18 protein-coding genes and 3 tRNA genes are annotated in these 21,662 nt (G+C 73.1%); 16 read left to right on the forward strand and 5 right to left on the reverse strand.

Going from position 1 to position 21,662, the window contains the following annotated elements:
- The 7 genes from ACGFIS_RS19670 (at position 1) to ACGFIS_RS19700 (ending at position 9,808) form a co-directional block, all read left to right on the forward strand.
- The gene (locus tag ACGFIS_RS19670) at positions 1-1,527 is read left to right on the forward strand and encodes an NADH-quinone oxidoreductase subunit C (RefSeq protein ID WP_392971985.1); all 1,527 of its coding nucleotides are present in this window, start codon (positions 1-3) and stop codon (positions 1,525-1,527) included.
- 38 nt (positions 1,528-1,565) lie between these two features.
- A complete protein-coding gene (gene uraD, locus ACGFIS_RS19675) occupies positions 1,566-2,093 on the forward strand; it encodes a 2-oxo-4-hydroxy-4-carboxy-5-ureidoimidazoline decarboxylase (protein WP_392908045.1) in 528 nt (175 codons plus the stop codon).
- A 38-nt stretch (positions 2,094-2,131) separates the two neighbouring features.
- The gene (gene pucL, locus ACGFIS_RS19680; RefSeq protein WP_392908043.1) at positions 2,132-3,034 is read left to right on the forward strand and encodes a factor-independent urate hydroxylase; all 903 of its coding nucleotides are present in this window, start codon (positions 2,132-2,134) and stop codon (positions 3,032-3,034) included.
- 9 nt (positions 3,035-3,043) lie between these two features.
- Positions 3,044-4,186, forward strand: coding sequence for a glycerate kinase (locus tag ACGFIS_RS19685; protein ID WP_392908041.1), 1,143 nt, complete (start codon positions 3,044-3,046; stop codon positions 4,184-4,186).
- A complete protein-coding gene (allB, locus tag ACGFIS_RS19690) occupies positions 4,183-5,523 on the forward strand; it encodes an allantoinase AllB (RefSeq protein ID WP_392971987.1) in 1,341 nt (446 codons plus the stop codon). The genes ACGFIS_RS19685 and allB overlap by 4 nt, the downstream gene beginning before the upstream one ends.
- Complete coding sequence (gene alc / locus ACGFIS_RS19695) at positions 5,520-6,656, forward strand: allantoicase (protein WP_392971989.1); 1,137 nt, start codon at positions 5,520-5,522, stop codon at positions 6,654-6,656. The genes allB and alc overlap by 4 nt, the downstream gene beginning before the upstream one ends.
- Positions 6,657-6,913: 257 nt before the next feature.
- On the forward strand, positions 6,914-9,808 hold the full coding sequence (locus ACGFIS_RS19700) for a M36 family metallopeptidase (protein ID WP_392971991.1): 2,895 nt from the start codon (positions 6,914-6,916) through the stop codon (positions 9,806-9,808).
- Positions 9,809-9,945: 137 nt separating this feature from the next.
- Here the strand turns inward: ACGFIS_RS19700 and ACGFIS_RS19705 are convergent, their stop codons facing one another.
- Positions 9,946-10,560 carry a class I SAM-dependent methyltransferase gene (locus ACGFIS_RS19705; RefSeq protein WP_392971993.1) on the reverse strand — a complete coding sequence of 205 codons (615 nt, stop codon included), beginning with the start codon at positions 10,558-10,560 and terminating at the stop codon, positions 9,946-9,948.
- A 46-nt stretch (positions 10,561-10,606) separates the two neighbouring features.
- Between ACGFIS_RS19705 and ACGFIS_RS19710 the strand changes: the two genes are divergently transcribed.
- Positions 10,607-11,314, forward strand: coding sequence for an AraC family transcriptional regulator (locus ACGFIS_RS19710; protein ID WP_392908028.1), 708 nt, complete (start codon positions 10,607-10,609; stop codon positions 11,312-11,314).
- Between the two features lie 52 nt (positions 11,315-11,366).
- Here ACGFIS_RS19710 and ACGFIS_RS19715 read toward each other — a convergent pair whose 3' ends face one another.
- The gene (locus tag ACGFIS_RS19715) at positions 11,367-11,948 is read right to left on the reverse strand and encodes a DUF4303 domain-containing protein (RefSeq protein WP_392908026.1); all 582 of its coding nucleotides are present in this window, start codon (positions 11,946-11,948) and stop codon (positions 11,367-11,369) included.
- A 259-nt stretch (positions 11,949-12,207) separates the two neighbouring features.
- Here ACGFIS_RS19715 and ACGFIS_RS19720 point away from each other — a divergent pair, with 259 nt between their 5' ends.
- The 6 genes from ACGFIS_RS19720 to ACGFIS_RS19745 all read left to right on the forward strand — a co-directional run bounded on the left by ACGFIS_RS19720 (position 12,208) and on the right by ACGFIS_RS19745 (position 19,503).
- Positions 12,208-13,314, forward strand: a complete 1,107-nt coding sequence (locus tag ACGFIS_RS19720) for a DegT/DnrJ/EryC1/StrS family aminotransferase (protein WP_392971995.1) — start codon at positions 12,208-12,210, stop codon at positions 13,312-13,314.
- Complete coding sequence (locus tag ACGFIS_RS19725) at positions 13,311-14,357, forward strand: Gfo/Idh/MocA family protein (RefSeq protein ID WP_392908022.1); 1,047 nt, start codon at positions 13,311-13,313, stop codon at positions 14,355-14,357. The genes ACGFIS_RS19720 and ACGFIS_RS19725 overlap by 4 nt, the downstream gene beginning before the upstream one ends.
- A gap of 127 nt (positions 14,358-14,484) precedes the next feature.
- Positions 14,485-15,783 carry a nucleotide sugar dehydrogenase gene (locus ACGFIS_RS19730; protein WP_392971997.1) on the forward strand — a complete coding sequence of 433 codons (1,299 nt, stop codon included), beginning with the start codon at positions 14,485-14,487 and terminating at the stop codon, positions 15,781-15,783.
- Positions 15,783-17,513 carry a glycosyltransferase gene (locus tag ACGFIS_RS19735; protein WP_392971999.1) on the forward strand — a complete coding sequence of 577 codons (1,731 nt, stop codon included), beginning with the start codon at positions 15,783-15,785 and terminating at the stop codon, positions 17,511-17,513. The genes ACGFIS_RS19730 and ACGFIS_RS19735 overlap by 1 nt, the downstream gene beginning before the upstream one ends.
- A gap of 5 nt (positions 17,514-17,518) precedes the next feature.
- The gene (locus ACGFIS_RS19740) at positions 17,519-18,946 is read left to right on the forward strand and encodes a glycosyltransferase (protein ID WP_392908016.1); all 1,428 of its coding nucleotides are present in this window, start codon (positions 17,519-17,521) and stop codon (positions 18,944-18,946) included.
- Positions 18,943-19,503, forward strand: a complete 561-nt coding sequence (locus ACGFIS_RS19745; protein WP_392908013.1) for a hypothetical protein — start codon at positions 18,943-18,945, stop codon at positions 19,501-19,503. The genes ACGFIS_RS19740 and ACGFIS_RS19745 overlap by 4 nt, the downstream gene beginning before the upstream one ends.
- Positions 19,504-19,524: 21 nt before the next feature.
- On the opposite strand, the gene ACGFIS_RS19750 is transcribed toward ACGFIS_RS19745, so the two are convergent.
- The 3 genes from ACGFIS_RS19750 to ACGFIS_RS19760 form a co-directional block, all read right to left on the reverse strand.
- Positions 19,525-19,599, reverse strand: a tRNA-Val gene (locus ACGFIS_RS19750).
- A 31-nt stretch (positions 19,600-19,630) separates the two neighbouring features.
- Positions 19,631-19,701 (reverse strand) — tRNA-Cys (locus tag ACGFIS_RS19755).
- Positions 19,702-19,741: 40 nt separating this feature from the next.
- Positions 19,742-19,813: transfer RNA gene (locus tag ACGFIS_RS19760), tRNA-Gly, on the reverse strand.
- A 124-nt stretch (positions 19,814-19,937) separates the two neighbouring features.
- Between ACGFIS_RS19760 and ACGFIS_RS19765 the strand changes: the two genes are divergently transcribed.
- Positions 19,938-20,642, forward strand: coding sequence for an ArsR/SmtB family transcription factor (locus ACGFIS_RS19765; protein WP_392908011.1), 705 nt, complete (start codon positions 19,938-19,940; stop codon positions 20,640-20,642).
- Entirely contained in the window at positions 20,639-21,655 is a 1,017-nt protein-coding gene (locus ACGFIS_RS19770) for a chorismate-binding protein (RefSeq protein WP_392908008.1), read from the forward strand. The genes ACGFIS_RS19765 and ACGFIS_RS19770 overlap by 4 nt, the downstream gene beginning before the upstream one ends.
- Positions 21,656-21,662: the final 7 nt, after the last annotated feature.

The following is a 21,662-nucleotide window of genomic DNA, read 5'->3' on the forward strand; positions in this document are numbered from 1 at the left end:
ATGAGTACCGAAGACCGGCCCGCGGGCGACCGGCCCGCCGGCCCGCACCGCACGATCACCGACATCGACGCCGGTGCGCTCCCGGCACGGGCGGCCGCGCTCCTGGACGGCGGACACCGGCTCGCGCTGGCCGCCGCCCACCACGACCCCGACGCGCTCCGGATCGTGTACCTGTTCACCGCCGCGTCCCCGGACCGCCGCACCGAACTGCACGTCCGGCTGGACCCGGACGCCCCGGCCGTCCCGAGCCTGGCCGCGACCAGCTTCCCCGCCGGACGGTTCGAGCGGGAGATGCGCGACCTTTACGGGATCGTCCCCGAGAACCATCCGCTGCCGCGCCGCCTCGTCCGGCACCACCACTGGCCCCGCGGCTGGTACCCGATGCGCGCCGACGCCGGTCCCGCGCCGGAGTTCGGCGACCCGGAGGGGCCCTACCCGTTCGTCAGCGTCGAGGGCCCCGGCGTGTACGAGATCCCGGTCGGGCCCGTTCACGCGGGGATGATCGAACCCGGTCACTTCCGGTTCTCGGTCGTCGGCGAGAGCATTCTCAAGCTGAAGGCACGGCTGTGGTTCGTGCACAAGGGCCTGGAGAAGCTGTTCCACGGCCGCGCCGCCGCCGACGCGGTGCCGCTCGCGGAACGCGTCAGCGGCGACACCACCGTCGGGCACACCCTCGCGTTCTGCATGGCCGTCGAGGAGGCCACCGGCGTCGAGGTCTCCCCGGGCGCGCGGCGGATGCGGGCGCTGCTCCTGGAACTCGAACGCCTCTACAACCACGTCACCGACCTGGGCGCCCTGTGCAACGACGTGGGCCACTCCATCCTCAACTCCCAGTTCGGCCGCATCCGCGAGCACCTGCTGCGCCTCAACCGCGAGGTCACCGGCCACCGCCTCCTGCGCGGCGGAGTCGTGCTGGGCGGCGCAGCCCTGCGCGCCGTCCCCGCCCCCGCCCGGCTGGCCGCCATCGCCGAGGACGCCGCCGAACTCGCCGCCCTGGCCCTCTCCCACACCGTGGTCGCCGACCGCTTCACCGGCACCGCGGAGCTGCCCGCCCAGGCCGCCCGCGATCTGGGCGCCCTCGGCTACGTCGCCCGCGCGAGCGGCATCGGCGCCGACGCCCGCCGCGACCACCCGTTCACCGACCTGCGGCCCGCCTTCAGCGTCGCCACCCGGGCCACCGGCGACGTACTGGCCCGCTTCCAGGTCCGCGTCCAGGAGATCGCCGTCTCCGCCGCGATCGTGAAGGACCTGGCGTACGGAATGTCCCCGGGCGTCGTCACCTACTGGCCGCCGCTGGCCCCGCTGGACGGCCCCGTGTCCGGCGTCGGCGTCGTCGAGGGCTGGCGCGGCACCATCGTCCACCGCGTCGAGCTGGCCCGGGACGGCTCGATCACCCGCACCAAGATCGTCGACCCGTCCTTCTTCAACTGGCCGGCCCTGCCCGTCGCCCTGACCGGCACGATCGTTCCCGACTTCCCCCTCGTCAACAAGAGCTTCAACCTCTCCTACGCCGGCAACGACCTCTGACCGGCGACGACGGCCGCGACGGCGGCTAGCCTGCCTGCATGACATCCCGGGCGGAGCTCCCCGAGGAGGCCACCGGCCTCCGCCGGTTCAACACGCTGCCGGACGCGCAGGCACGCGAGTCGCTCCTGGCCTGCCTCGATGTACCCGCGTGGGCGGACGCCCTGCTGTCGGCCCGTCCCTACACCGATCTGGACGCGCTTCTCGAACGCGCCGACATGGCCGCCCGGAAGCTCGCCCCCCGCGAGATCGACCGGGCTCTGGCGGCGCACCCGCGGATCGGGGAACGGCCCGCCGGAACCGGGACCCGGGCCCGCTGGTCACGCGGTGAGCAGTCCGGGGTGGGCGACGACGCCGGTGTCCTCGCCGACCTCGCCGAGGCCAACCGCCGCTACGAGGAACGCTTCGGCCGCGTGTTCCTCATCTGCGCCACCGGCCTGGACGCCGGGCAGGTCCTCGACGCCGCCCGCGCCCGTCTCGGCAACGACGACGAGACCGAGCGGCGGGTCGTCGCCGGGGAACTCCGCAAGATCGCCCTGCTGCGCCTGCGGAAGGCCGTCGGCTCATGAGCCCCTTCGCCCACGCCACCTACCGAGGGAGCTGATCCATGGGCATCGTCCTGGGCCCCAACCAGTACGGCAAGGCGCAGAACCGGGTCTTCCGCGTCCACCGCGAGACCGCCCGGCACGAGATACGCGACCTCAACGTGTCGACCTTGCTGCGCGGCGACTTCACCGCGGCGCACGACACCGGCGACCAGTCCGGCGTGCTGCCGACCGACACCCAGAAGAACACCGTGTTCTCCTTCGCCAAGCGGGGCATCGGCGCGATCGAGGAGTTCGGCCTGACCCTCGCCGACCACTTCGTCGCGCAGGTCCCCGCCGCCGACGGCGCCCGCATCGAGATCGAGGAGTACGCCTGGGACCGCATCCCGGCCGGGAGCGGGGGCCATGACCACTCGTTCGTCCGGCGCGGCGGGGAGACCCGCACCACGGTCGTCACGGTCGCGGGCCAGGGCGCCGCCCGGCGGGCCTGGGTCGTGTCCGGCCTCCGGGACCTCGTCATCGCCAAGACCACCGGCTCGGAGTTCTCCGGTTTCCTGAAAGACGAGTACACCACCCTCGCCGAGACCACCGACCGCGTCCTCGCCACGTCGCTGGTGGCCCGGTGGCGCTACGCCGGCACGGACGCCGACTTCGACGAAAGCCACTCCGCGATCCGCTCGGTGCTGCTGGAGCGGTTCGCCGAGGTGCACAGCCTCGCCCTGCAGCAGTCGCTGTACGCCATGGGCAGCGCCGTGCTCGAACGGCGCCCGGAGGTCGCCGAGATCCGCTTCTCCGCGCCGAACAGACATCATTTCGAGGTCGACCTGTCACCGTTCGGCCTGGACAATGCGGGCGAGGTGTTCATCGCGGCCGACCGGCCGTACGGCCTCATCGAGGCCACCGTGACCCGCGACGACGCGCCGGACGCCGGCCAGGCCTGGCTCGGCGTCCCCGGATTCTGCTGAGGAACCGCCATGAGCCATGTCGTCGTCGCCCCTGACAAGTTCAAGGGCAGCCTGTCCGCCCGGCGGGTCGCCGGGCACGTCGCGGCCGGCCTGCGCCGGGCCGCCCCCGGCCTGGACGTCGTCGAACTGCCCGTGGCCGACGGCGGCGACGGGACCGTCGACGCCGCGCTGTCCGCGGGTTTCCGGAGCGTGCCGGTGACCGCCGAAGGCCCCACCGGCGAACCGGTCACCACCGCGTTCGCGCTGCGCGGCGGCGTCGCCGTCGTCGAGATGGCGGGCGTCTCCGGCCTTTCCCTGCTGCCCGGCGGCCGGCTCGACCCCCTCGGCGCCGGCAGCCACGGCACCGGGCAGGTCGTGCGGGCGGCGCTGGACGCCGGAGCGCACACGGTCGTCCTCGGCCTCGGCGGCAGCGCGTCCACCGACGGCGGCGCCGGCCTCGCGCAGGCTCTCGGCGCCGGCGTCCGGCGCGGCGACGGCCGCGACGTCGAACGCGGCGGAGCGGGCCTGCTCGACGTCGCGGAGGTCGATCTGCGCGGCCTGCACCCGAGAATCGCCGAGACCGAGTTCATCGTGGCCTGCGACGTCGACAACCCCCTGCTGGGCCCGCGGGGCGCGGCGGCGGTCTACGGCCCGCAGAAAGGGGCCGGCCCCGGCGACGTCGCCGTCCTCGACCGCGCGCTGGCCCGCTGGGCCGCGCAGGTGGCCCGCGCCACCGGCACCGACCACTCGGCGACCCCGGGGGCGGGCGCCGCGGGAGGGGCGGGGTTCGCGGCGCTGGCCCTGCTGAACGCAACACCGCGGCCCGGCATCGACATCGTCCTCGAACTCGTCGGCTACGCGGAACGGCTCCCCGGAGCCAGGCTCGTGATCACCGGTGAGGGCTCGCTGGACGAGCAGACCCTCAGCGGCAAGGCCCCCGCCGGCGTCGCCGCGGCCGCCGCGCGGGCCGGTGTCCCCGTGGCCGCCGTCGCCGGGCGCGCGACCCTGACCGCGCCCGACCTCGCCACGGCGGGGATCTCCCGCGTCTACACCCTCACCGACCTCGAACCCGACGTGCGGCGCAGCATGGCCGAGGCCGGCCCGCTGCTGGAACGGCTGGCCGCGCGGCTCGCCGCGGACCTCGGCCTCGCCCGCCCCGGAGGCGGCACATGACGGAACTCGACCTCCTCATCCGCGCCCCGCGCGTGATCACCGGCTCCGGCGAGGCGCCCCGCTGCGTCGGGGTGAGGGACGGGGCGATCGCCGCGATCGAGCCGCCGGGCTCGGCGCTCCGGGCGTCCCGCGTCGTGGAACTCCGCGACGACGAGGTCCTGCTGCCGGGCCTGGTCGACACCCACGTCCACGTCAACGACCCCGGCCGCACCGAATGGGAGGGGTTCGCCACCGCGACCCGCGCGGCGGCCGCCGGCGGCATCACCACGATCGTCGACATGCCGCTGAACAGCATCCCGCCGACGGTGAACGCCGGCGCGCTCGGCATCAAGCGCGAGACGGCCGCGACACAGGCCTGGGTGGACGTCGGATTCTGGGGCGGCGCCGTCCCCGGCAACCTGCCGGACCTGCGGAAACTGCACGACGCGGGCGTGTTCGGCTTCAAGGCCTTCCTGCTGCACTCGGGCGTCGAGGAGTTCCCGCCCCTCACCGGCGACGAACTTCGCCGGGCGATGCGGGCACTGCGCGACTTCGACGCGCTGATGATCGTCCACGCCGAGGACTCCCGCGCCATTGACCGGGCGCCCGCCGCGCACGGCGCCGGCTACCGCGACTTCCTGGCGTCCCGCCCCCGAGGCGCGGAGAACCTCGCGATCGCCCAGGTCATCGGGCTGGCACGGTCGACCGGCGCGCGTGCGCACATCCTGCACCTGTCCAGTTCGGACGCCCTCCCGATGATCCGCTCGGCCAAGCGGGACGGCGTCCGGATCACCGTGGAGACCTGCCCCCACTACCTGACGTTCGCGGCGGAGCAGATCGCCGACGGCGCCACCCAGTTCAAGTGCTGCCCGCCCATCCGGGAGGCCCGCAACCGCGAACTGCTGTGGCAGGGCCTCGCCGACGCGACGATCGACATGGTCGTCTCCGACCACTCACCCTGCACACCCGAGCTGAAACGTCTCGACACCGGCGACTTCGGTGAGGCCTGGGGCGGCATCGCCTCCCTCCAGGTCGTCCTGCCCGCCGTGTGGACCGAGGCCCGCCGCCGCGGCCACTCGCTCGCCGACGTCGTGCGCTGGACGGCCGAGCATCCCGCGCGGCAGACCGGCCTCCGCCGCAAGGGACGGATCGCCCTGGGCCACCAGGCCGACTTCTGCGTCTTCGCCCCCGACGACGCCTTCACCGTGGACGTCCGGCGCCTGCACCATCGGAACCGGATCTCCCCCTATGACGGCCGCCCGCTGACCGGCACCGTGCGCGCCACCTGGCTGCGCGGCGCGCAGGTCGACATCGCCGGGGAGCCGCGCGGCCGGCTCCTGACGAGAGGAGAGGCATGACGTCCGGCGCCACCGGCTTCACCGCCCTGCCCGACCTCGCCTGCCGGGACCTCGCCGCCGGCGTCGTCTTCGCCAGCGACGAGTTCTTCGCCGAGCGCGAGAACCTCATCAAACCGGGACCCGCCGCCTTCTCCGCCGAGGACTTCGGGCACAAGGGCAAGACCTACGACGGCTGGGAGACGCGCCGCCGCCGGGAACCGGGCACGGGCGGCGACCACGCGATCGTGCGCCTCGGCGTACCCGGCGTGGTCAGGGGCGTCGTCATCGACACCGCCTGGTTCAAGGGCAACTACCCGCCGCTGGCCTCCGTGGAGGCGACCGGCGTCGAGGGCTACCCCTCACCCGACGAGTTGCATCAGGCGACATGGGTGACACTCGTTGACAGATCACCGATCAAGGGCGACGCGGAGAACCCGTTCCCGGTCACCGACCCCCACCGCTTCACCCACGTCCGGCTCACCATCTACCCCGACGGCGGCGTGGCGCGATTCCGCGTCCACGGCGAGCCGGTACCCGACCCCCGCCTCATGGACGGCACGGTCGACCTGGCGGCCCTGGAGTCCGGCGGCGACGTCGTGGACTGCTCCGACATGTTCTACAGCTCACCGCGCAACATCCTCCTGCCGGGACGGTCACGGCTCATGGGCGACGGCTGGGAGAACGCCCGCCGCCGCGACGACGGAAACGACCACGTCACCGTCGCGCTGGCCGGCCGCGCCCACGTCCACCGCGTCGAAATCGACACGTCCTACTACGTGGGCAACGCCCCCGGCTGGGCCTCCCTCACGGGCATCGACGCCCGGACCGACGCCCGCGTGGACCTCCTCCCGAAGACCCGCCTGCAGCCCGACACCCGCCATCACCTCCGCTCGGCGACCACGGCCCCGGTGACCCACGTCCGCCTGGACGTCTACCCGGACGGCGGCATAGCCCGCCTGCGCGTACACGGCACCCTGACCCCCGAAAGCCGCGCCGCCGCGACCGCCCGTTTCCTGAACATCCTTCCCGGCGACCACGCCGCGGCGATCCTCACCGACGCGGGCCTCCCCGCATCCGAGGCCAGGTCCCTCCTCGCCACCCGCCCCACGGCCCTCCCCGCCGACCTCCTGGATCGCATCCTCCGGAGCCCCTGAGGCGGCCCATGAAGGCCTGCCGGCACCGGCACCGCCGCGGCGGCCGCCCGGCTGACTTCTCGCCCTTCCAGCCGTGTGGTCACCGCATCCATGTGAAGCGGTCACTGTCAACGGCGAGGATCGCCTCCCGCTCATGCGTCCTTCGTGTCTCATATCGCCATAGTTGCGGTCCTGGTGTGGTGCTTGTCTCGTGAAGCGGCCGGGTGATCATCCGGCCGTCCCCCCACGGGTCGTCCGCCCGCCTCCAGGAGGCAAAGGTGCCCAGGACACGCTGGATCGCCGCGACCGCGCTCGCGGTCACCGGAACACTCCTCACATCGGGACTCACGGTCCCCGGGCAAGCCGAGACACGAACTCCCCGCTCCCAGCCCCCGGGCGAACACGTCGAACTGCCCGACAAGGACGCCCGCACCGGCCGCCTGGCGCCCACCACCCGGCAGCGGGGCGCGGCCCGCGGCGTGACCGTGCGCTGGAACAAGCTCGGCACCCCCGCATCGGTGACCGCAAGCGGCCCCCTGGCCGCAGGTCTCGCCGGCGACCCCGAGAAGGCCGCACGCGCCTACCTGACCGGCCATCGGGAACTGTTCGGCCTGGACGCCGACGCCGTGGCCGGCCTTGAGAAGGTCGCCGTCAACCCCATCGGCGAGGGCGCCGCCGTGCTGCTGCGCCAGCGCTTCGGTGACCTGCCCGCCGGCCACGACGGACTGGTGGCGGTCGGCGTGACCGGCGGCAAGGTCGTCTCGGTCACCTCGACCCTGTCCCGTGACGACGGGCCCCCGGCGCCCGCCACGCTCTCCGAGGAGGACGCGGTGGCCGCCGCCGGGCGCGACGCGGGCATCGCCGTCTCCGCCGGCGACATCCGCAGGGTGCGGCTCGTCGCGGTCCCCACCGCCGGGGGTGTCCGCAGCGCCTACCAGGTCGTCCTCATGGACTCCTCCGGCGGCGAGCCCAAGGCGGTCACGTCCCACGTCGACGCCCGCTCCGGTGCGGTGCTCGTGCGCGAGAACCTCGTCGATCACGACAGCGACGACCCGCGCTGGTCGGTCTTCCCGGCCACCCCGCCCGGCGATTACTCGTCCCGTGACACCCGCCAGACCTGGTGCTTCGTCCCCGCGGCGGGATGCCGCATGGTCGTGGGCGGCGACCCCTCCGGCGGGCTGCCGTGGGACGCCGATCCCGCGACCGGCGCGTCCACGACCACCAGCCTGGGCAACGCGGCCCGGACGTACGAGAACCGCGCGAGCGACGACCCGTTCAGCGTCGGCACCCGCACCAGCGCGTCCAAGCCGGACCGCAACTACACCTACCCCTGGGCCAACCAGTGGCACACGAGCAAGTGCGACCCGGCGACGCTGGACAGCCCGCAGGAGGCCGATGTCGAAGCGGCCATGTCCAACCTGTTCGTCCAGCACAACCGCATGCACGACTGGTCCTACCGGCTCGGGTTCACCGAGTCGGCCTGGAACATGCAGGTCGACAACGGCGACCGCGGCGGCCTGGGCGGCGACCCGGAGCAGGGCAACGCCCAGGCCGGCGCCAGGTTCCCCGCCATCCGCGACAACGCGAACCAGATCACGCCGCCCGACGGCGTCGCCGCCATCACCAACATGTACCTGTGGCAGCCGATCGCGGGCGCGTTCTACCCGCCGTGCGTCGACGGCGACTTCGACATGACCGTCATCGGCCACGAGTACGGCCACGCCATCTCCGGCCGCATGGTCGCCGGGCCGGACGCCGGATGGAACGGGCCGCAGGCGGGGGCCATGAACGAGAGCACGTCCGACCTGCTGGCCATGGAGTACCTCAGCGAGTACGGGCTGCGCTCTCCCGGCCGGACGCCGTACGTCATCGGCGGATACGTCACCGGAGAACCGCGCGCAGGAATCCGCAACTATGACATGAGCCGGAGCCCCCTCAACTACGGCGATCTCGGCTATGACCTGACCGGCGCCCAGGTCCACGCCGACGGTGAGATCTGGACCGCCACCCAGTTCGACCTGCGCCGGGCTTTCGTCCGGCGGTACGGCGACGGCAACACGGCACTGCAGCGCAAGTGCGCCGACGGGAAGGTGCCGGTGGACAGGTGCCCGGGGAACAGGCGGTGGATGCAGCTGTCGTTCGACGCGCTCCTTCTCATGGCCACCGGAGCGGTCAGCTACGTCGACCACCGCAACGCCCTCCTGGCCGCCGACGCCATCCGCTTCGGCGGCAAGAACCAGGCGCTGATGTGGAAGGTCTTCGCCCAGCACGGCCTGGGCGCGACCGCCGCCAGCGACGGCCCCGCCGACGCCGACCCCACGCCGAGCTTCGCCTCTCCGCTCTCGCGCAACGCCGGCGTCACGCTCGAACCCCGCGGCGACGCCGAGGACGCGAAGGTCCGGCTGTACGTGGGCGACTACGAGGCCCGCGCGGTCCCGGTGGCCGACACCGACCCGGCGACCCCGCTCGGTGCCACCTTCGCCATCACACCCGGCCGCTACTCCTTCGTCGCGGTGGGCGAGGGCGTCGGCCACAAGAAGTTCACCGCAACGATCAGAGGATCACGGCGCACCCTGCCGGTCGCGATGCACCGCAACCAGGCCGCGAGCGCCAACGGAGCCACCGCCACCGGCGACGGCCTGTCGCACCGGGCGCTGCTGGACGAGACCGAGGCGACCAACTGGCAGTCGGTCGAGGCCCCGGTCGCCGGTCGCCAGGTGACCGTCGACCTGGCCGGCGACCGCCCGGTCAGGATCGGCCGGGTCCAGGTGAGCGCGATGCTGCGCCCCACGGTGGCCGAAGACCCGGAGGGCCCCGACACGTCACAGAACCGTTTCACCGCCCTGCGCGCCTTCCGGCTGCTGGCCTGTAACGCCACGAAGGCCGACTGCTCGCAGAACACCTCGTACCGCACCGTCTACACCAGCCCGGACGACGCCTTCCCCGCCGACCGGCCGCGACCCACGGCACCCGACATCGCCCTGCGCTCCTTCGACACACGGGACTTCACCGCGACGCACCTGCGGTTCCAGGTGGTCTCCAGCCAGTGCACCGGCTCCCCGGCGTACGCGGGCGAGCAGGACAACGACCCGCGCTCCGGCACCGACTGCACCACGGCCTCTCCCCGGGCCGGCATAGTCCGCGCCGCCGAACTCCAGGCCTTCGCCCGATAACCGGAGCGGCCGGACGGTGCCGCCCCGCCGGTGTGGCGGCGGGGCGGCACCGGTCACCGTGGTGTCACCGGTTCCTGTCCTCGACCGGCTCCGCCGGCGCCGCCCACCGCCCACCGCCCGGCCCCGCCGCCGGCCGGTCAGGCCGGCTTGAAGGCCCGGACCGCCCACGCGCGGTCGGGGACGACGCGTACCCCGACGCGGTCGAAACCGGCCCGGTACAAGCGCGCCTCCAACGTCGCCGGGTCGACCGGGTTGTAGATGTCGTCCTCGTGGAAGGCAGCCAGCTCATCGTTGGCGACGCTGTCGCTGGCGATGAACACCCCGCCCGGCCGCAGCACACGGCACACCTCGGTGAACAACCGGTCCTGACCGGCCGCGTCGGGGACGTGGTGCAGCATCGTGAAGCACGCGGCGCCGCTGAAGCGCCCGGCCTCGAACGGCATCGCGGTGGCGTCGCCGTGCACGACCGTCACGCGAGCAGGGTCGGTACGTGCCGACAGGGCGTCCGCCAGGTCTGCATCGAGTTCGATCGCCGTCAGCCGTTGAATCCGCGCAAGGAGCAGATCGGTCGTCAGCCCCGGACCCGGGCCGACTTCGATGGCGTCGTCACCGAGATCACTCGGCTCGGCGCCCTTGAACGCGAAGGGGAAGATCAGGTCTCGCAGGACGTTGCGCCAGTCATCGGTCGCCAGGAGGGCGAGGTGATTCTTGTTCACCGGCACCACGGTAGGTCCGGCCGGTGGTGTCCACAACGGCGTAGCATGACGACTCATGTCGCGAACAAGACAGTCTGCCGTCGTGGCCGTCCGAGCGAATATGCTGCGCGACGGGGCGCGCTTCCCCACCCACACGCACCCCTTCCACCAATTCGCCTGGGCATCCCGTGGCGTCCTGACGCTGGGAGCGGCCGGACGGACGTGGGTGCTGCCGCGCGCCCGTGGTCTGTGGATTCCCGCCGGGGTCGACCACGATGTCCTTGCCAGCGCGCCGGTCAACATGGTCAGCCTCTACCTCGATCCGGGCACGTGCCCGATCGGGTTCTGCGAGCCGACCGTCATCGACACCTCCGGGCTGCTCGGGCAGCTCATCGAGTACCTCGCCACCGATCTGCGTCCGGATGCCCGGGCCCGCGCCGAAGCCGTCATGTTCGACCTGGTGTCGCCACTGCCCGCCGCCACCGTCCACGTGCCCGCCCCCGTCGACGACCGCGCCCGCCGCGTCGCCGGCCTGCTCGCCCGCGACCCAGCCGACCAGCGCACACTCGTCCAGTGGGGCCGGACGGTCGGGGCGAGCGGCCGTACCCTCGCCCGCGCCTTCAAGCACGACACCGACATGACGTTCGCGACGTGGCGCACCCATCTGCGCATCGCCGCCTCCCTGTCCCGCCTGGCCGCGGGAGCACCGATCCACCAGGTCGCGTCCGAGGTCGGCTACTCCACACCCTCGGCCTTCGTCGCCGCCTTCCGCCGCACCGTCGGCACCACGCCGGGCCACTACTTCGACTGAACGCACAGGCCGGCGCAGCCCGGCTCCACCGGCGGGCGTCCGCGAGGCGTGGTCAGTCCTGGCCGGAGAAGAACGCCCGTGCCGCCGTGACAAGGGCCGGGCTCGCATGGCCGGCGTTGAGCACGTCGATGCTGTGCACGGTGGGCCGCATGTCGCCGTCGGTGTCGGTGACGAACAGCACGGGCCGCCACCCGGGGTTGATCGCGGTGATGGCGGCGGCGACCCGAACGTCTCCCAGGGCGCGGACGAGCATGGCGCGTGCGTGCGTCCTCCACTGCGCATGGTCGTGCGCGGCGTCCTTGGCGTCCGCCAGTTCCCGGCTGCGCGTGACCAGCGAACCGGCATCGCCCGCCGGGACGCCGCCGTCGCCGGTCCGCCACTCGTCCGGCCACCACCGGCAGTACTCGGTCCAGTCGAGGTCGTCCCCTTCGCCGGAGTCGGCGAGCAGAACGGCCAGGGCTTCCTCGGTGTGGGCGGTGAGGCGGACGGTCATCACGTCGCCGTCGGTGGTGAGAGCGACGACGTAGAGCCGCTCGGCCGCTCTGGCCCCGAGCATCGGGTCGAGGGCGGAGACGATGGAGAGCGAGATCCGCTCCTGCAGCGCCGAAAGGCCGGACACGCGATCATCGCCCACCCGGGCAAGCCAACCACACCGCCGGTGCGTGGACGCGGGCCGGTCGCGGCGCGCGTCACCGGAGCCGTCCCGCCGGAGCCGTCTCGCCGGGGCGGTGCGGTCGGGGCGTGAGGATTAATGCGTATGCAGAGGGTATGCCCCCGGCGACGTTCGGTGACCGTGTCGATGTGGTGCGAGGTCGGGTCCGCTGTGTGCGGACGCGCGGTCTGCCGGATGTGCAGGGACGTCGTGCACGGTCGCGGCCGATAGGAGTCTGCTCATGCCCGTGGAAGCCGAAGAGCCGATCCCCGCGGCGAGTCCCGTGATCGGCGATGCGGAGATCGAGGCGGCGGTGCGCGTGCTGCGCGGCGGACGGGTCGTGCAGGGGCCGGAGGTCGCCGCGTTCGAGGAGGAGTTCGCCGGGCTGGTCGCCGGGCGGCACTGCGTAGCGGTCAACTCGGGGACGTCCGCGCTGCATCTGGCGCTGCTGGCGCTGGGCGTCGGCCCGGGGGACGAGGTGATCGTGCCGTCGTTCACGTTCGCGGCCACCGCCAACGTCGTGCGGCTGGTGGGCGCCGAGCCCGTGTTCGCCGACATCGAGGCGGGTTCGTTCTGCCTCGATCCGGACGCCGCCGCGGCGGCGGTAGGGCCGCGTACGGCGGCGATCATGCCCGTCCATCTGTACGGGCATCCGGCGGCGATGGACCGGCTCGTCCCCCTCGCCGGCAGGCACGGTCTCGCGGTCGTGGAGGACGCGGCGCAGGCGCATGCCGCCGCGCTGCACGGCACCCCGGCGGGCGCCCTGGGCACGGCCGGCTGCTTCAGCTTCTACCCGACCAAGAACATGCACGCCCTGGAGGGCGGCATGGTCACCACGGCGGACGCGGAGACCGCGCGGAAGGTGCGGCTGCTGCGCAACCAGGGCATGGAGCAGCGGTACGCGAACGAGGTCGTCGGCCTGAACGCCCGGCTGACGGACGTGGCCGCGGCCGTCGGACGCGAGCAGTTGAAGCGGCTCGCGGATTGGACGGAGCGGCGGCGCGCCAACGCCGCGTTCCTGGACGCGAAGATCACCGGTGCGGTGCCGCCGCCGGTCGCGGCCGGTACGCGGCACATCTACCACCAGTACACGGTCCGGGTAAGCGGCCGGGACGGGGTGCGGCGGCATCTGGACGAGCGGGGTGTGGGCACCGCCGTCTACTATCCGGCGCCCGTTCACCGGCTCGCGCCGTTCCTGCGGGACGGGCGGCCGGATCCGCGCTGGGACCTGCCCGAGACCGATCGCGCGGCGGCGGAGGTGCTGTCGCTGCCGGTGCATCCCGGCCTCACCGGGCAGGAGCTGATCCGGGTGGTGGACGCGGTGAACGAGTGCGGAGCGGTTCCGTGACCGCGCTGCGCGCGGGCCTGGTCGGGCTGGGGGCGATGGGCCGCAACCACGCCCGGGTGCTGTCCGAGCTGGACGGCGTGGAGCTGGCCGGGGTCACGGACCCGGCCGGGCGGCCGGAGTTCGCCCCGCACGGGGTGCCGCTGCTGGGCTCGCTGGACGAGCTGCTCGCGCTCGGCATCGACTACGCGGTGGTGGCGTGCCCGACGGCGTCGCACCAGGAGGTCGGGCTGCGGCTGGCCGAGGCCGGTGTGGCCGCGCTGATCGAGAAGCCGCTGGCGGACTCGGTGGCGGCGGCGGAGCGGCTGACGACGGCGTTCGAATCGCGGGGCCTGGTCGCGGGCGTCGGGCACATCGAGCGGTACAACCCGGCGTTGCAGAGCCTGCGGGCCCGGCTGGAGGCGGGGGAGCTGGGCGAGGTTTTCCAGGTGGTCACGCGCCGGCAGGGCCCGTTCCCGCACCGGATCGCCGACGTCGGGGTCGTCAAGGATCTCGCCACGCACGACATCGACCTGACCGCGTGGGTCACCGGCCAGGACTACGTGTCGATCTCCGCGCACACGGTGGCGCGCAGTGGGCGCCCGCACGAGGACATGGTCGCCGCCGTCGGCCGTCTCGCGGACGACTCGATGGTGAGCCACCTGGTGAACTGGCTGAGCCCGCTCAAGGAGCGCACCACGGTCGTCACCGGGGAGCGCGGCTGCTGCGTGGCCGACACCCTCACCGCCGACCTGACGTTCTACGCGAACGGCGAGTTCGGCACCCAGTGGGAGGCGCTGCGGACGTTCGTCGGCGTCTCGCAGGGCGACATGATCCGGTACGCGATCCCGAAGCCGGAGCCGCTGCTGACCGAGCACGAGCGGTTCAGGGACGCCGTCCGCGCGGGCACCGGAGCGGCGGGCGGCATCGCGGGCGGTCCCGCCGGGGACATCGTGACACTGCGGCAGGGGCTGCGCACCGTGCAGGTTTCGGCGGCCGTACTGGAGTCGGCGAAGGTCGGCGGGACGGTCTCGCTGCAGGACGGGGAGGTGCTGAGTGCCGGCTGACCGCGAACCGTCCTGCCGGCGGCTCCGCGGAGGAGTGCCGCCGGTGATCGAGACACGTCCGGTGCGTCCGGGCCGGGCCGTCGTCCAGCGGGTCCGGCGCGCGACGTCCCTTGGAGGTAAGTAGCACATGCGGATCTGCGTGGTCGCGCTCGGGAAGATCGGTCTTCCGCTGGCGGTCCAGTTCGCCCGCAAGGGCCACCGCGTGATCGGCGCCGACGTGGACGAACGCGTCGTCGCCGACGTCAACGCCGCCCGCGAGCCGTTCCCCGGCGAGGCCGACCTCGGCCTCCACCTCGGCGAGGCGGTCCGCGCGGGGCTGCTGACGGCCACGACCGACACGGCGGCGGCCGTCGCCGAGTCCGACGCCGTCGTCGTGGTCGTCCCGCTGTTCGTGGACGGGGACGGCACACCCGACTTCGGCTGGATGGACGCCGCCACCCGGTCGATCGCGGCGGGACTGCGCCCCGGGACGCTGGTCAGCTACGAGACGACACTCCCGGTCGGCACCACCCGCGACCGCTGGGCCCCGATGCTGGCGGAGGGCTCCGGCCTGACCGCCGGCACCGGCTTCCACCTGGTGTTCAGCCCCGAACGGGTGCTGACCGGCCGGGTGTTCGCCGACCTGCGCCGCTACCCCAAGCTCGTCGGCGGCATCGACGACGCGTCCGCCGCGCGCGGCGTGGAGTTCTACGAACAGGTCCTCGACTTCGACGACCGCCCGGACCTGGACCGGCCCAACGGCGTCTGGGACCTCGGCTCCGCGGAGGCCGCCGAACTCGCCAAGCTCGCCGAGACCACCTACCGCGACGTCAACATCGGCCTGGCCAACCAGTTCGCCCGCTACGCCGACACCGTCGGAGTGGACGTCACCAAGGTGATCGAGGCGTGCAACACCCAGCCCTACAGCCACATCCACCGGCCCGGCATCGCCGTCGGCGGACACTGCATCCCGGTGTATCCGCGGATGTACCTGTGGAACGACCCGGACGCGACCGTCGTCCGCGCCGCCCGCGACGCCAACACCGCGATGCCCGACTACGCCGTCGGCCTCCTCACCGGCGCCTACGGCGACCTCACGGGCGCACCCGTGCTCATCCTGGGCGCGGCCTACCGGGGCGGCGTCAAGGAGACCGCCTTCTCCGGCGTCTTCCCCACCGTCCAAGCGCTGCGCGCACGCGGAGCCGTCCCCTACGTCTCCGACCCGATGTACACCGCGCAGGAACTGGAAGCCCTCGGCCTGCCGCCACACCGGGGCGAACCGGTGACCGCCGCGATCGTCCAAGCCGACCACGCCGCCTACCGCGACCTGGCACCCGACGACCTGCCCGGCGTCAAGGCCCTCGTCGACGGCCGCCGCATCACCGACCCGGCCCGCTGGACCGGCGTGGAACACGTCGTCATCGGCGCCCCGGACGGGGAGGGGTGATGACCGCACATCCGGATGAGCGGCGCCCGCACCCCGCTGATCCACTCGGGCCGGACGGCCGCAGCGCCGCGGTCGGCCGCGCATTCCACGTCCGGGACGCGGGCGGTCCCGGCCGACCACGACCGGAGGGCCGCATGCTGACCGAAGGCAAGCCGACCGAAGGCAAGCGCACCGAAGGCAAGCCGGCCGACGGGGAGCCGGTCCCCGTCGGGTCGCGCGGCCGCATCGTCATGCTCGTCGACAACGACGTCGAGCGCGACTCCCGGGTGCAGAAGGCGGCGGCGTCCGCAGCCGCCGCCGGCTGGGAGGTGCACCTCCTCGGCTGCGTCCTGGCCAGGAGGGGCCGATCCTGGATGCTGAGCGGTGCCCGTGTGCGTCTCCTTCCGCTGCGGCACACGCTCCGCCGGAACAGGCACGGCATCGTCCGCGCCACACTGCGCCGTCCGCTCGCGTACGCGCACCCGAGCGTGGCGGCCTACCGGCGCCGGCTCGTCCAGTCCAGGCGGTCCGACCTCGCCGCGAGCCGGATCGCGCCCGGGGGCGGCCCGGTGCGCAAGGCGTGGCTGCTGGCGCGCCGGGCCGCGGCGAGGGTCCAGGTCCGCTGGGTCGCGGTGCGCGTGCACCGGACGGAGTCGCTCGCGGCGGCCCGCAACGACCCGCTCTCGCCCCTGGAGCGGTGCGCGATCAGGTTCTGGCAGGCGCTCCTCGGCGACCGCGCCTGGCGCGTCCTCGACCGCAACCTGTGGGACTGGGACGGCGCGTACCGGCACGTCGTCGACGAGCTCGAGCCCGACATCATCCACGCCAACGACTTCCGGATGCTCGGGGTCGGGGCGCGCGCCGCGCGGCGGGCGCACGCCCGGGGGCGGGAGACGAAACTCGTGTGGGACGTGCACGAATTCCTGCCGGGGATCATGCCGTGGGGCGGCGCCGGGCCGGGCTGGCTGCCCGCCATGTGCGCGCACGAGCGCGAGTACGCCGGCGCGGCCGACGCGGTGGTGACCGTCTCGGACGCCCTCGCCGACCGGCTCGTCGAGCGCCACGGCCTGCGGCGCCGGCCGGCCGTCGTGCTCAACGCCCCGCTCACGAGGGGCGGGACGGGCCGCACCGAACCCGTCCCGGACCTGCGGGAGCTGTGCGAGGCCGGCCCGGACGCGCAGATCGCCGTCTACAGCGGCAGGGCCTCCGTGCAGCGCGGCCTGGACGTCATGATCGAGGCGCTTCCGCGGCTGCCTCGGCTGCACGTCGCCCTCGTCGTCTCCACGGTCCGGTCCGAGTACCTGCGTGGCCTGCGCGCCCGCGCGATCGAACTCGGCGTCGCCGACCGGGTCCACATGCTGCCGTACGTGCCGTACAACCAGGTCGTCCCCTTCCTGGCGGCGGCCGACATCGGCGTCATCCCGATCCACCACTGGCCCAACCACGAGATCGCGCTGATCACCAAGTTCTTCGAGTACTCGCACGCGCGGCTGCCGATCGTCGTCAGCGACGTGCAGGCGATGGGCGCCATGGTGAAGGCCACCGGGCAGGGCGAGGTCTTCCGCGCGGAGGACCTCGACGACTACGTGCGGGCGGTCGAGGCGGTGCGGGGCGACCCGCAGCGCTACCGCGCCGTGTACGACGACCGGCCCGACCTGCTGCGCGAGTGGTCGTGGGAGGCGCAGGCCGAGGTTCTGGACGGTGTCTACAGCCGCCTGCTGCCCGCACCGGCCGGCCACACCGGAGGATGATCCTGATGACCGAGCGCCGCCCGCGCCTGCTGTACCTCGCCTTCTACTTTCCGCCGTCCCGCGCCAGCGGGGTGTTCCGTCCCCGGGCGACCGCCAACCGGCTGGCCGAACTGGGCTGGGACGTCACGGTCTTCGCGGCGCCGCTGCCGTTCCTGTACGGCACGCTCGGCTCGGTCGACGACAAGCTGATGGAGACGATCGACCCGCGGATCACCCTGGTGCGGCCCCACCTGAACCGGTTCGTCTGGCAGACGGATCTGCGCGAGTACAGCCCGTTCCGGGCGGCGTTCCCGCAGCTCGCCCAATCGCTGTACACGTGGGGGCAGAAGCACGTCTTCCCCGAGCAGTACGCGTCCTGGGCGCGTGCCGCAGTCCGGCGGGCGGTGCGGATGCAGGCGCGAAGCAAGTTCGACGTGGTCCTCGCGACGGGGAACCCGTTCGCCTCGTTCGCCGCCGCGTGGCTCTTCCACAAGCTGACCCGCACCCCCTACGTCCTCGACTACCGGGACTCCTGGACTCTCGACCAGTTCAGCGAGGAGCCGAGGTTCGAGGACGGGCATCCCGCCTGGCGCTGGGAGCGCCGCGTGCTGGAGTCCGCGGCGAACGCGCTTTTCGTCAACGACGCCCAGCGGTCCTGGCACGCCGATCGCTACCCGCGGGCGGCCGGCCGCATGATGACGGTCCTGAACGGGTGGGACGCCGACACCCTCCCCGAGACCACCGAGCCGCCGCCGGCCGCCCGCGCGGGGACGGGCGGGCACGCGCCCCGGTTCTCCTTCGTCGGCACGATCACCGACCAGCAGCCCATCGAGGAGCTGGTCGAGGGGTTCGCCCGCGCCCGCGAGCACTCCGACCTGGTGCGTGCCGAACTCGGCTTCCACGGATACTTCGGGTTCTTCAAGGGCGCCGAGACCGTGCTCCGGCGACGTTTCGCCGCCGGACCCGGACCCGGACCCGGAACCGGAACCGGAACCGGAACCGGGGACGGCGATGGCCGGGTGCTCGCTCCCGGGGTGCGCTATCGCGGGCCGGTGTCGAAGACCGACCTCGTCGACGTCTACCGGGACTCCGACGTCCTGGTGTTCCTGAACGGCGGTGGCCGCTACGTCACGTCCGGGAAGATCTTCGAGTACATGGCGGCGGGACGGCCCATCGTGTCGGTCCACGCGCCCGGGTCGGCGGCCGAGGAGCTGCTGCGGGACCATCCGCTGTGGTTCAACCCGGGCGGGCTCGACCCCGCGGACATCGCCGTCTCGATGGTCGAGGCCGCGAAGGCCGCGGCCGGCCTGACCGAACGGCAGGTCGGGGAGGCCCGCGCCTACGCGGACCGCTTCGAACGGAACCGCACGCTGGAGCCGCTGGTGCGGCGGCTGGCCGAACTGGCCGATCGCGGGCGCTCCGCGGACGGCTGCTCACGCCGGGAGACGACGTGAACGGTGCGCAGGCCCCGCGGGTGCTGGTCGTGGCGATGGACCCCGGCCTGACCATGGACCCCAAGCCGAACGTGAAGCCCCTCCGCCAGTACCGGCGGATCATCGGGCTGGCCGGGCACTTCGCGGCCGAGGAGGGAGCGCGGGTCGAGCTGCTGACCGCCGGATCGGACGACTGGGACGAGCTGGACGACCGGGTCCGCCTGCACCGGCTCGACCGCGCCGAGGCCAGGCATCCGCTGCCCTGGCTGGAGCACGCACTGGTCGTGAGGATGCCGCGGATCGTCGTGCGGCCGGTCGCGCGGCTGGACCGCGCGCGGACCACGGCCTCCCGCCGCGTCCACCGGTGGCTCTTCGTGCCGTTCTACCGGCATGTCCGGCCGCTCCTGCTGGCCCGTATCGCGCGGCGGCGCGTCCTGCGCGACATCGACCCGGCCAGGCTCACCCGCGTCGTCGTGATGGACCGGACCTCGGTGCCGTTCGCCCGGTGGCTGGCCCGCCGGAATCCCGGCCTCGTCGTGACGACGCGGCAGGACAGGAGCCTGGACGCCAAGCCCTGACCGGCCTGACCCGAGGTCATGTGGTGGGCGATACTGGGATTGAACCAGTGGCCTCTACCGTGTCAAGGTAGCGCTCTCCCACTGAGCTAATCGCCCGTCCGCGGCCTCCGGGGGAGGTGCGGTGTTGAGGTGGAGACGGGATTTGAACCCGTGTACACGGCTTTGCAGGCCGTTGCCTCGCCTCTCGGCCACTCCACCAGAAGGAGACCTTCTGGGTCATAGCCGAAAGGCCCCTCAGAGCGGAAGACGGGATTTGAACCCGCGACCCTCACCTTGGCAAGGTGATGCTCTACCCCTGAGCCACTTCCGCGTGCGCCCTGCGGCGACGGGGAAACCTTAGCGCGTCCGGGGCGGTTACCCAAACCGGGTTTCCGCGGCGGCGCGGCGGGACGCTTCGGCGGCGGTCGAAGTGCGGGGCGCTTAGAGTCGGGTGCATGGGCGCGGAGTATGTCCTGGATGTGGACTTTGTACCGGTCGCGGCGCTGCTGGCGGATCGGGCGCGGGCGGCGATGCTGACCGCGCTGCTGGACGGGCGGCCGCTCGCGGCGGGGGAGCTGGCGCGGACGGCGGGCGTGAGCGCGCAGACGGCGAGCGCGCATCTGGGCCGGCTCCTGGACGGCGGCCTCGTCACGGTCGTCAAGCAGGGGCGGCACCGGTACTACCGCCTGCGGGGGAGTGAGATCGCGCAGGTCATCGAGGCGTTGTCGCGGATCAGCCCGCCGGTCGAGGTGCGCAGCCTGAGGCAGTCGAGGGACGCCCGCCGGCTGCACGAGGCGCGGACGTGTTACGACCATCTGGCCGGCGAGGCCGGGGTGGCCCTGTTCGCGGCGCTGGTCGGCGGGGGGCTCATCGAGTCCGGCGGGCAGGACGCCTACGAGGTGACCGCGAAGGGTGAGGAGCGGCTGGAGGCGCTCGGCCTGGATGTCGCGGACCTGCGGAGGGCGCGGCGCCGGTTCGCCTGGCAGTGCCTCGACTGGACGGAGCGGCGCCCGCATCTGAACGGTGCGCTCGCGGCGGCGCTGACGGATCGGATGATCGAACTGGGCTGGTTCGAGCGGGGGACGACGCGGCGGGCCCTCCTGGTGACCGAGGCGGGGTACGCGGGCCTCGCGGATTCGTTCGGATGCGTGCTGGCGTGAACTTCGCATACGCCGGTGGTCTGCTGGCCACCGGTCTCCTGGACGTGACCAGTGACCCGGGGGCGCTGGATTCACGGGGCTGGTGGGCCGTGGTGGTGACCTATGAGGGGAAGGTCACGTGTGCCCGGTTCGAGAGTGTGAGACCGGCACCGCATCCGGGGGGTGTGTGGGCCGGGACAGGGGAGTGGAGCACGTCGCTGGACGAGGCCGCCTATGTGGCCGGTGTGGAGCGGATCCGGAGCGAGATCGCGGACGGTGTCGTCTACCAGGCCAACCTGTGCAGGATCTTGTCGGCGAGGCTTCCCGGCGGCGCGAGCATCGCCGGCTTGGGTGAAAGGCTCGCCACGGGGAATCCCGCGCCGTATGCGATGACGATCCGACTTCCCGGGCTGGAGGTCGCGTGCGCCTCGCCCGAGCTGTACCTGGCCCGGGACGGGGACGTGGTCGAGTCGCGTCCGATCAAGGGGACCGGGCGGACGGCGGCCGACCTGCTGCCCAAGGACGAGGCCGAGAACGTGATGATCGTCGACCTCGTGCGGAACGATCTGGGGCGGGTCGCCCAGGTCGGGTCGGTGGAGGTACCGGGCCTGTGCGAGGTGGAGGAGCATCCCGGGCTCGTCCACCTGGTGTCGACCGTCCGGGCGCGGGTCGGCCGGGGAGGGTGGCCCGAGTTGCTCACCGCGACGTTTCCTCCCGGTTCGGTCACCGGCGCCCCGAAGTCGAGTGCGCTGAAGCTGCTGGAAGAACTCGAACCCGTCCCCCGGGGGCCGTACTGTGGGGCCATCGGCTGGGTGGACGCGGACTCCCGGCGCGGCTCCCTCGCGGTGGGCATCCGGAGTTTCTGGGCGGAGGGCGGCCTGCTCCGGTTCGGCACCGGCGCAGGCATCACCTGGGCGTCCGATCCGCTCCGCGAGTGGCGTGAGACCGAGCTGAAGGCGGCTCGGCTTTTGGAGGTGGCTTCCGGTGACGGAGCAGGCCAGGATCTGGCTGAACGGGGAACTGCTCGACCCTGAGCGGGCG

The sequence above is a fragment of the Spirillospora sp. NPDC048824 genome, from assembly GCF_043198455.1.
In the GTDB taxonomy this organism is placed as follows: Bacteria; Actinomycetota; Actinomycetes; order Streptosporangiales; family Streptosporangiaceae; genus Spirillospora.

What these genes read in the sequence shown, in the direction of transcription:
- ACGFIS_RS19670 (WP_392971985.1), top strand. Translation starts at nt 1, where the DNA reads ATGAGTACCGAAGACCGGCCCGCGGGCGACCGGCCCGCCGGCCCGCAC.
- pucL (WP_392908043.1), top strand. Translation starts at nt 2,132, where the DNA reads ATGGGCATCGTCCTGGGCCCCAACCAGTACGGCAAGGCGCAGAACCGG.
- ACGFIS_RS19730 (WP_392971997.1), top strand. Translation starts at nt 14,485, where the DNA reads ATGCGGATCTGCGTGGTCGCGCTCGGGAAGATCGGTCTTCCGCTGGCG.
- allB (WP_392971987.1), top strand. Translation starts at nt 4,183, where the DNA reads ATGACGGAACTCGACCTCCTCATCCGCGCCCCGCGCGTGATCACCGGC.
- ACGFIS_RS19720 (WP_392971995.1), top strand. Translation starts at nt 12,208, where the DNA reads ATGCCCGTGGAAGCCGAAGAGCCGATCCCCGCGGCGAGTCCCGTGATC.
- ACGFIS_RS19765 (WP_392908011.1), top strand. Translation starts at nt 19,938, where the DNA reads ATGGGCGCGGAGTATGTCCTGGATGTGGACTTTGTACCGGTCGCGGCG.
- ACGFIS_RS19740 (WP_392908016.1), top strand. Translation starts at nt 17,519, where the DNA reads ATGACCGAGCGCCGCCCGCGCCTGCTGTACCTCGCCTTCTACTTTCCG.
- uraD (WP_392908045.1), top strand. Translation starts at nt 1,566, where the DNA reads ATGACATCCCGGGCGGAGCTCCCCGAGGAGGCCACCGGCCTCCGCCGG.
- ACGFIS_RS19685 (WP_392908041.1), top strand. Translation starts at nt 3,044, where the DNA reads ATGAGCCATGTCGTCGTCGCCCCTGACAAGTTCAAGGGCAGCCTGTCC.
- alc (WP_392971989.1), top strand. Translation starts at nt 5,520, where the DNA reads ATGACGTCCGGCGCCACCGGCTTCACCGCCCTGCCCGACCTCGCCTGC.
- ACGFIS_RS19735 (WP_392971999.1), top strand. Translation starts at nt 15,783, where the DNA reads ATGACCGCACATCCGGATGAGCGGCGCCCGCACCCCGCTGATCCACTC.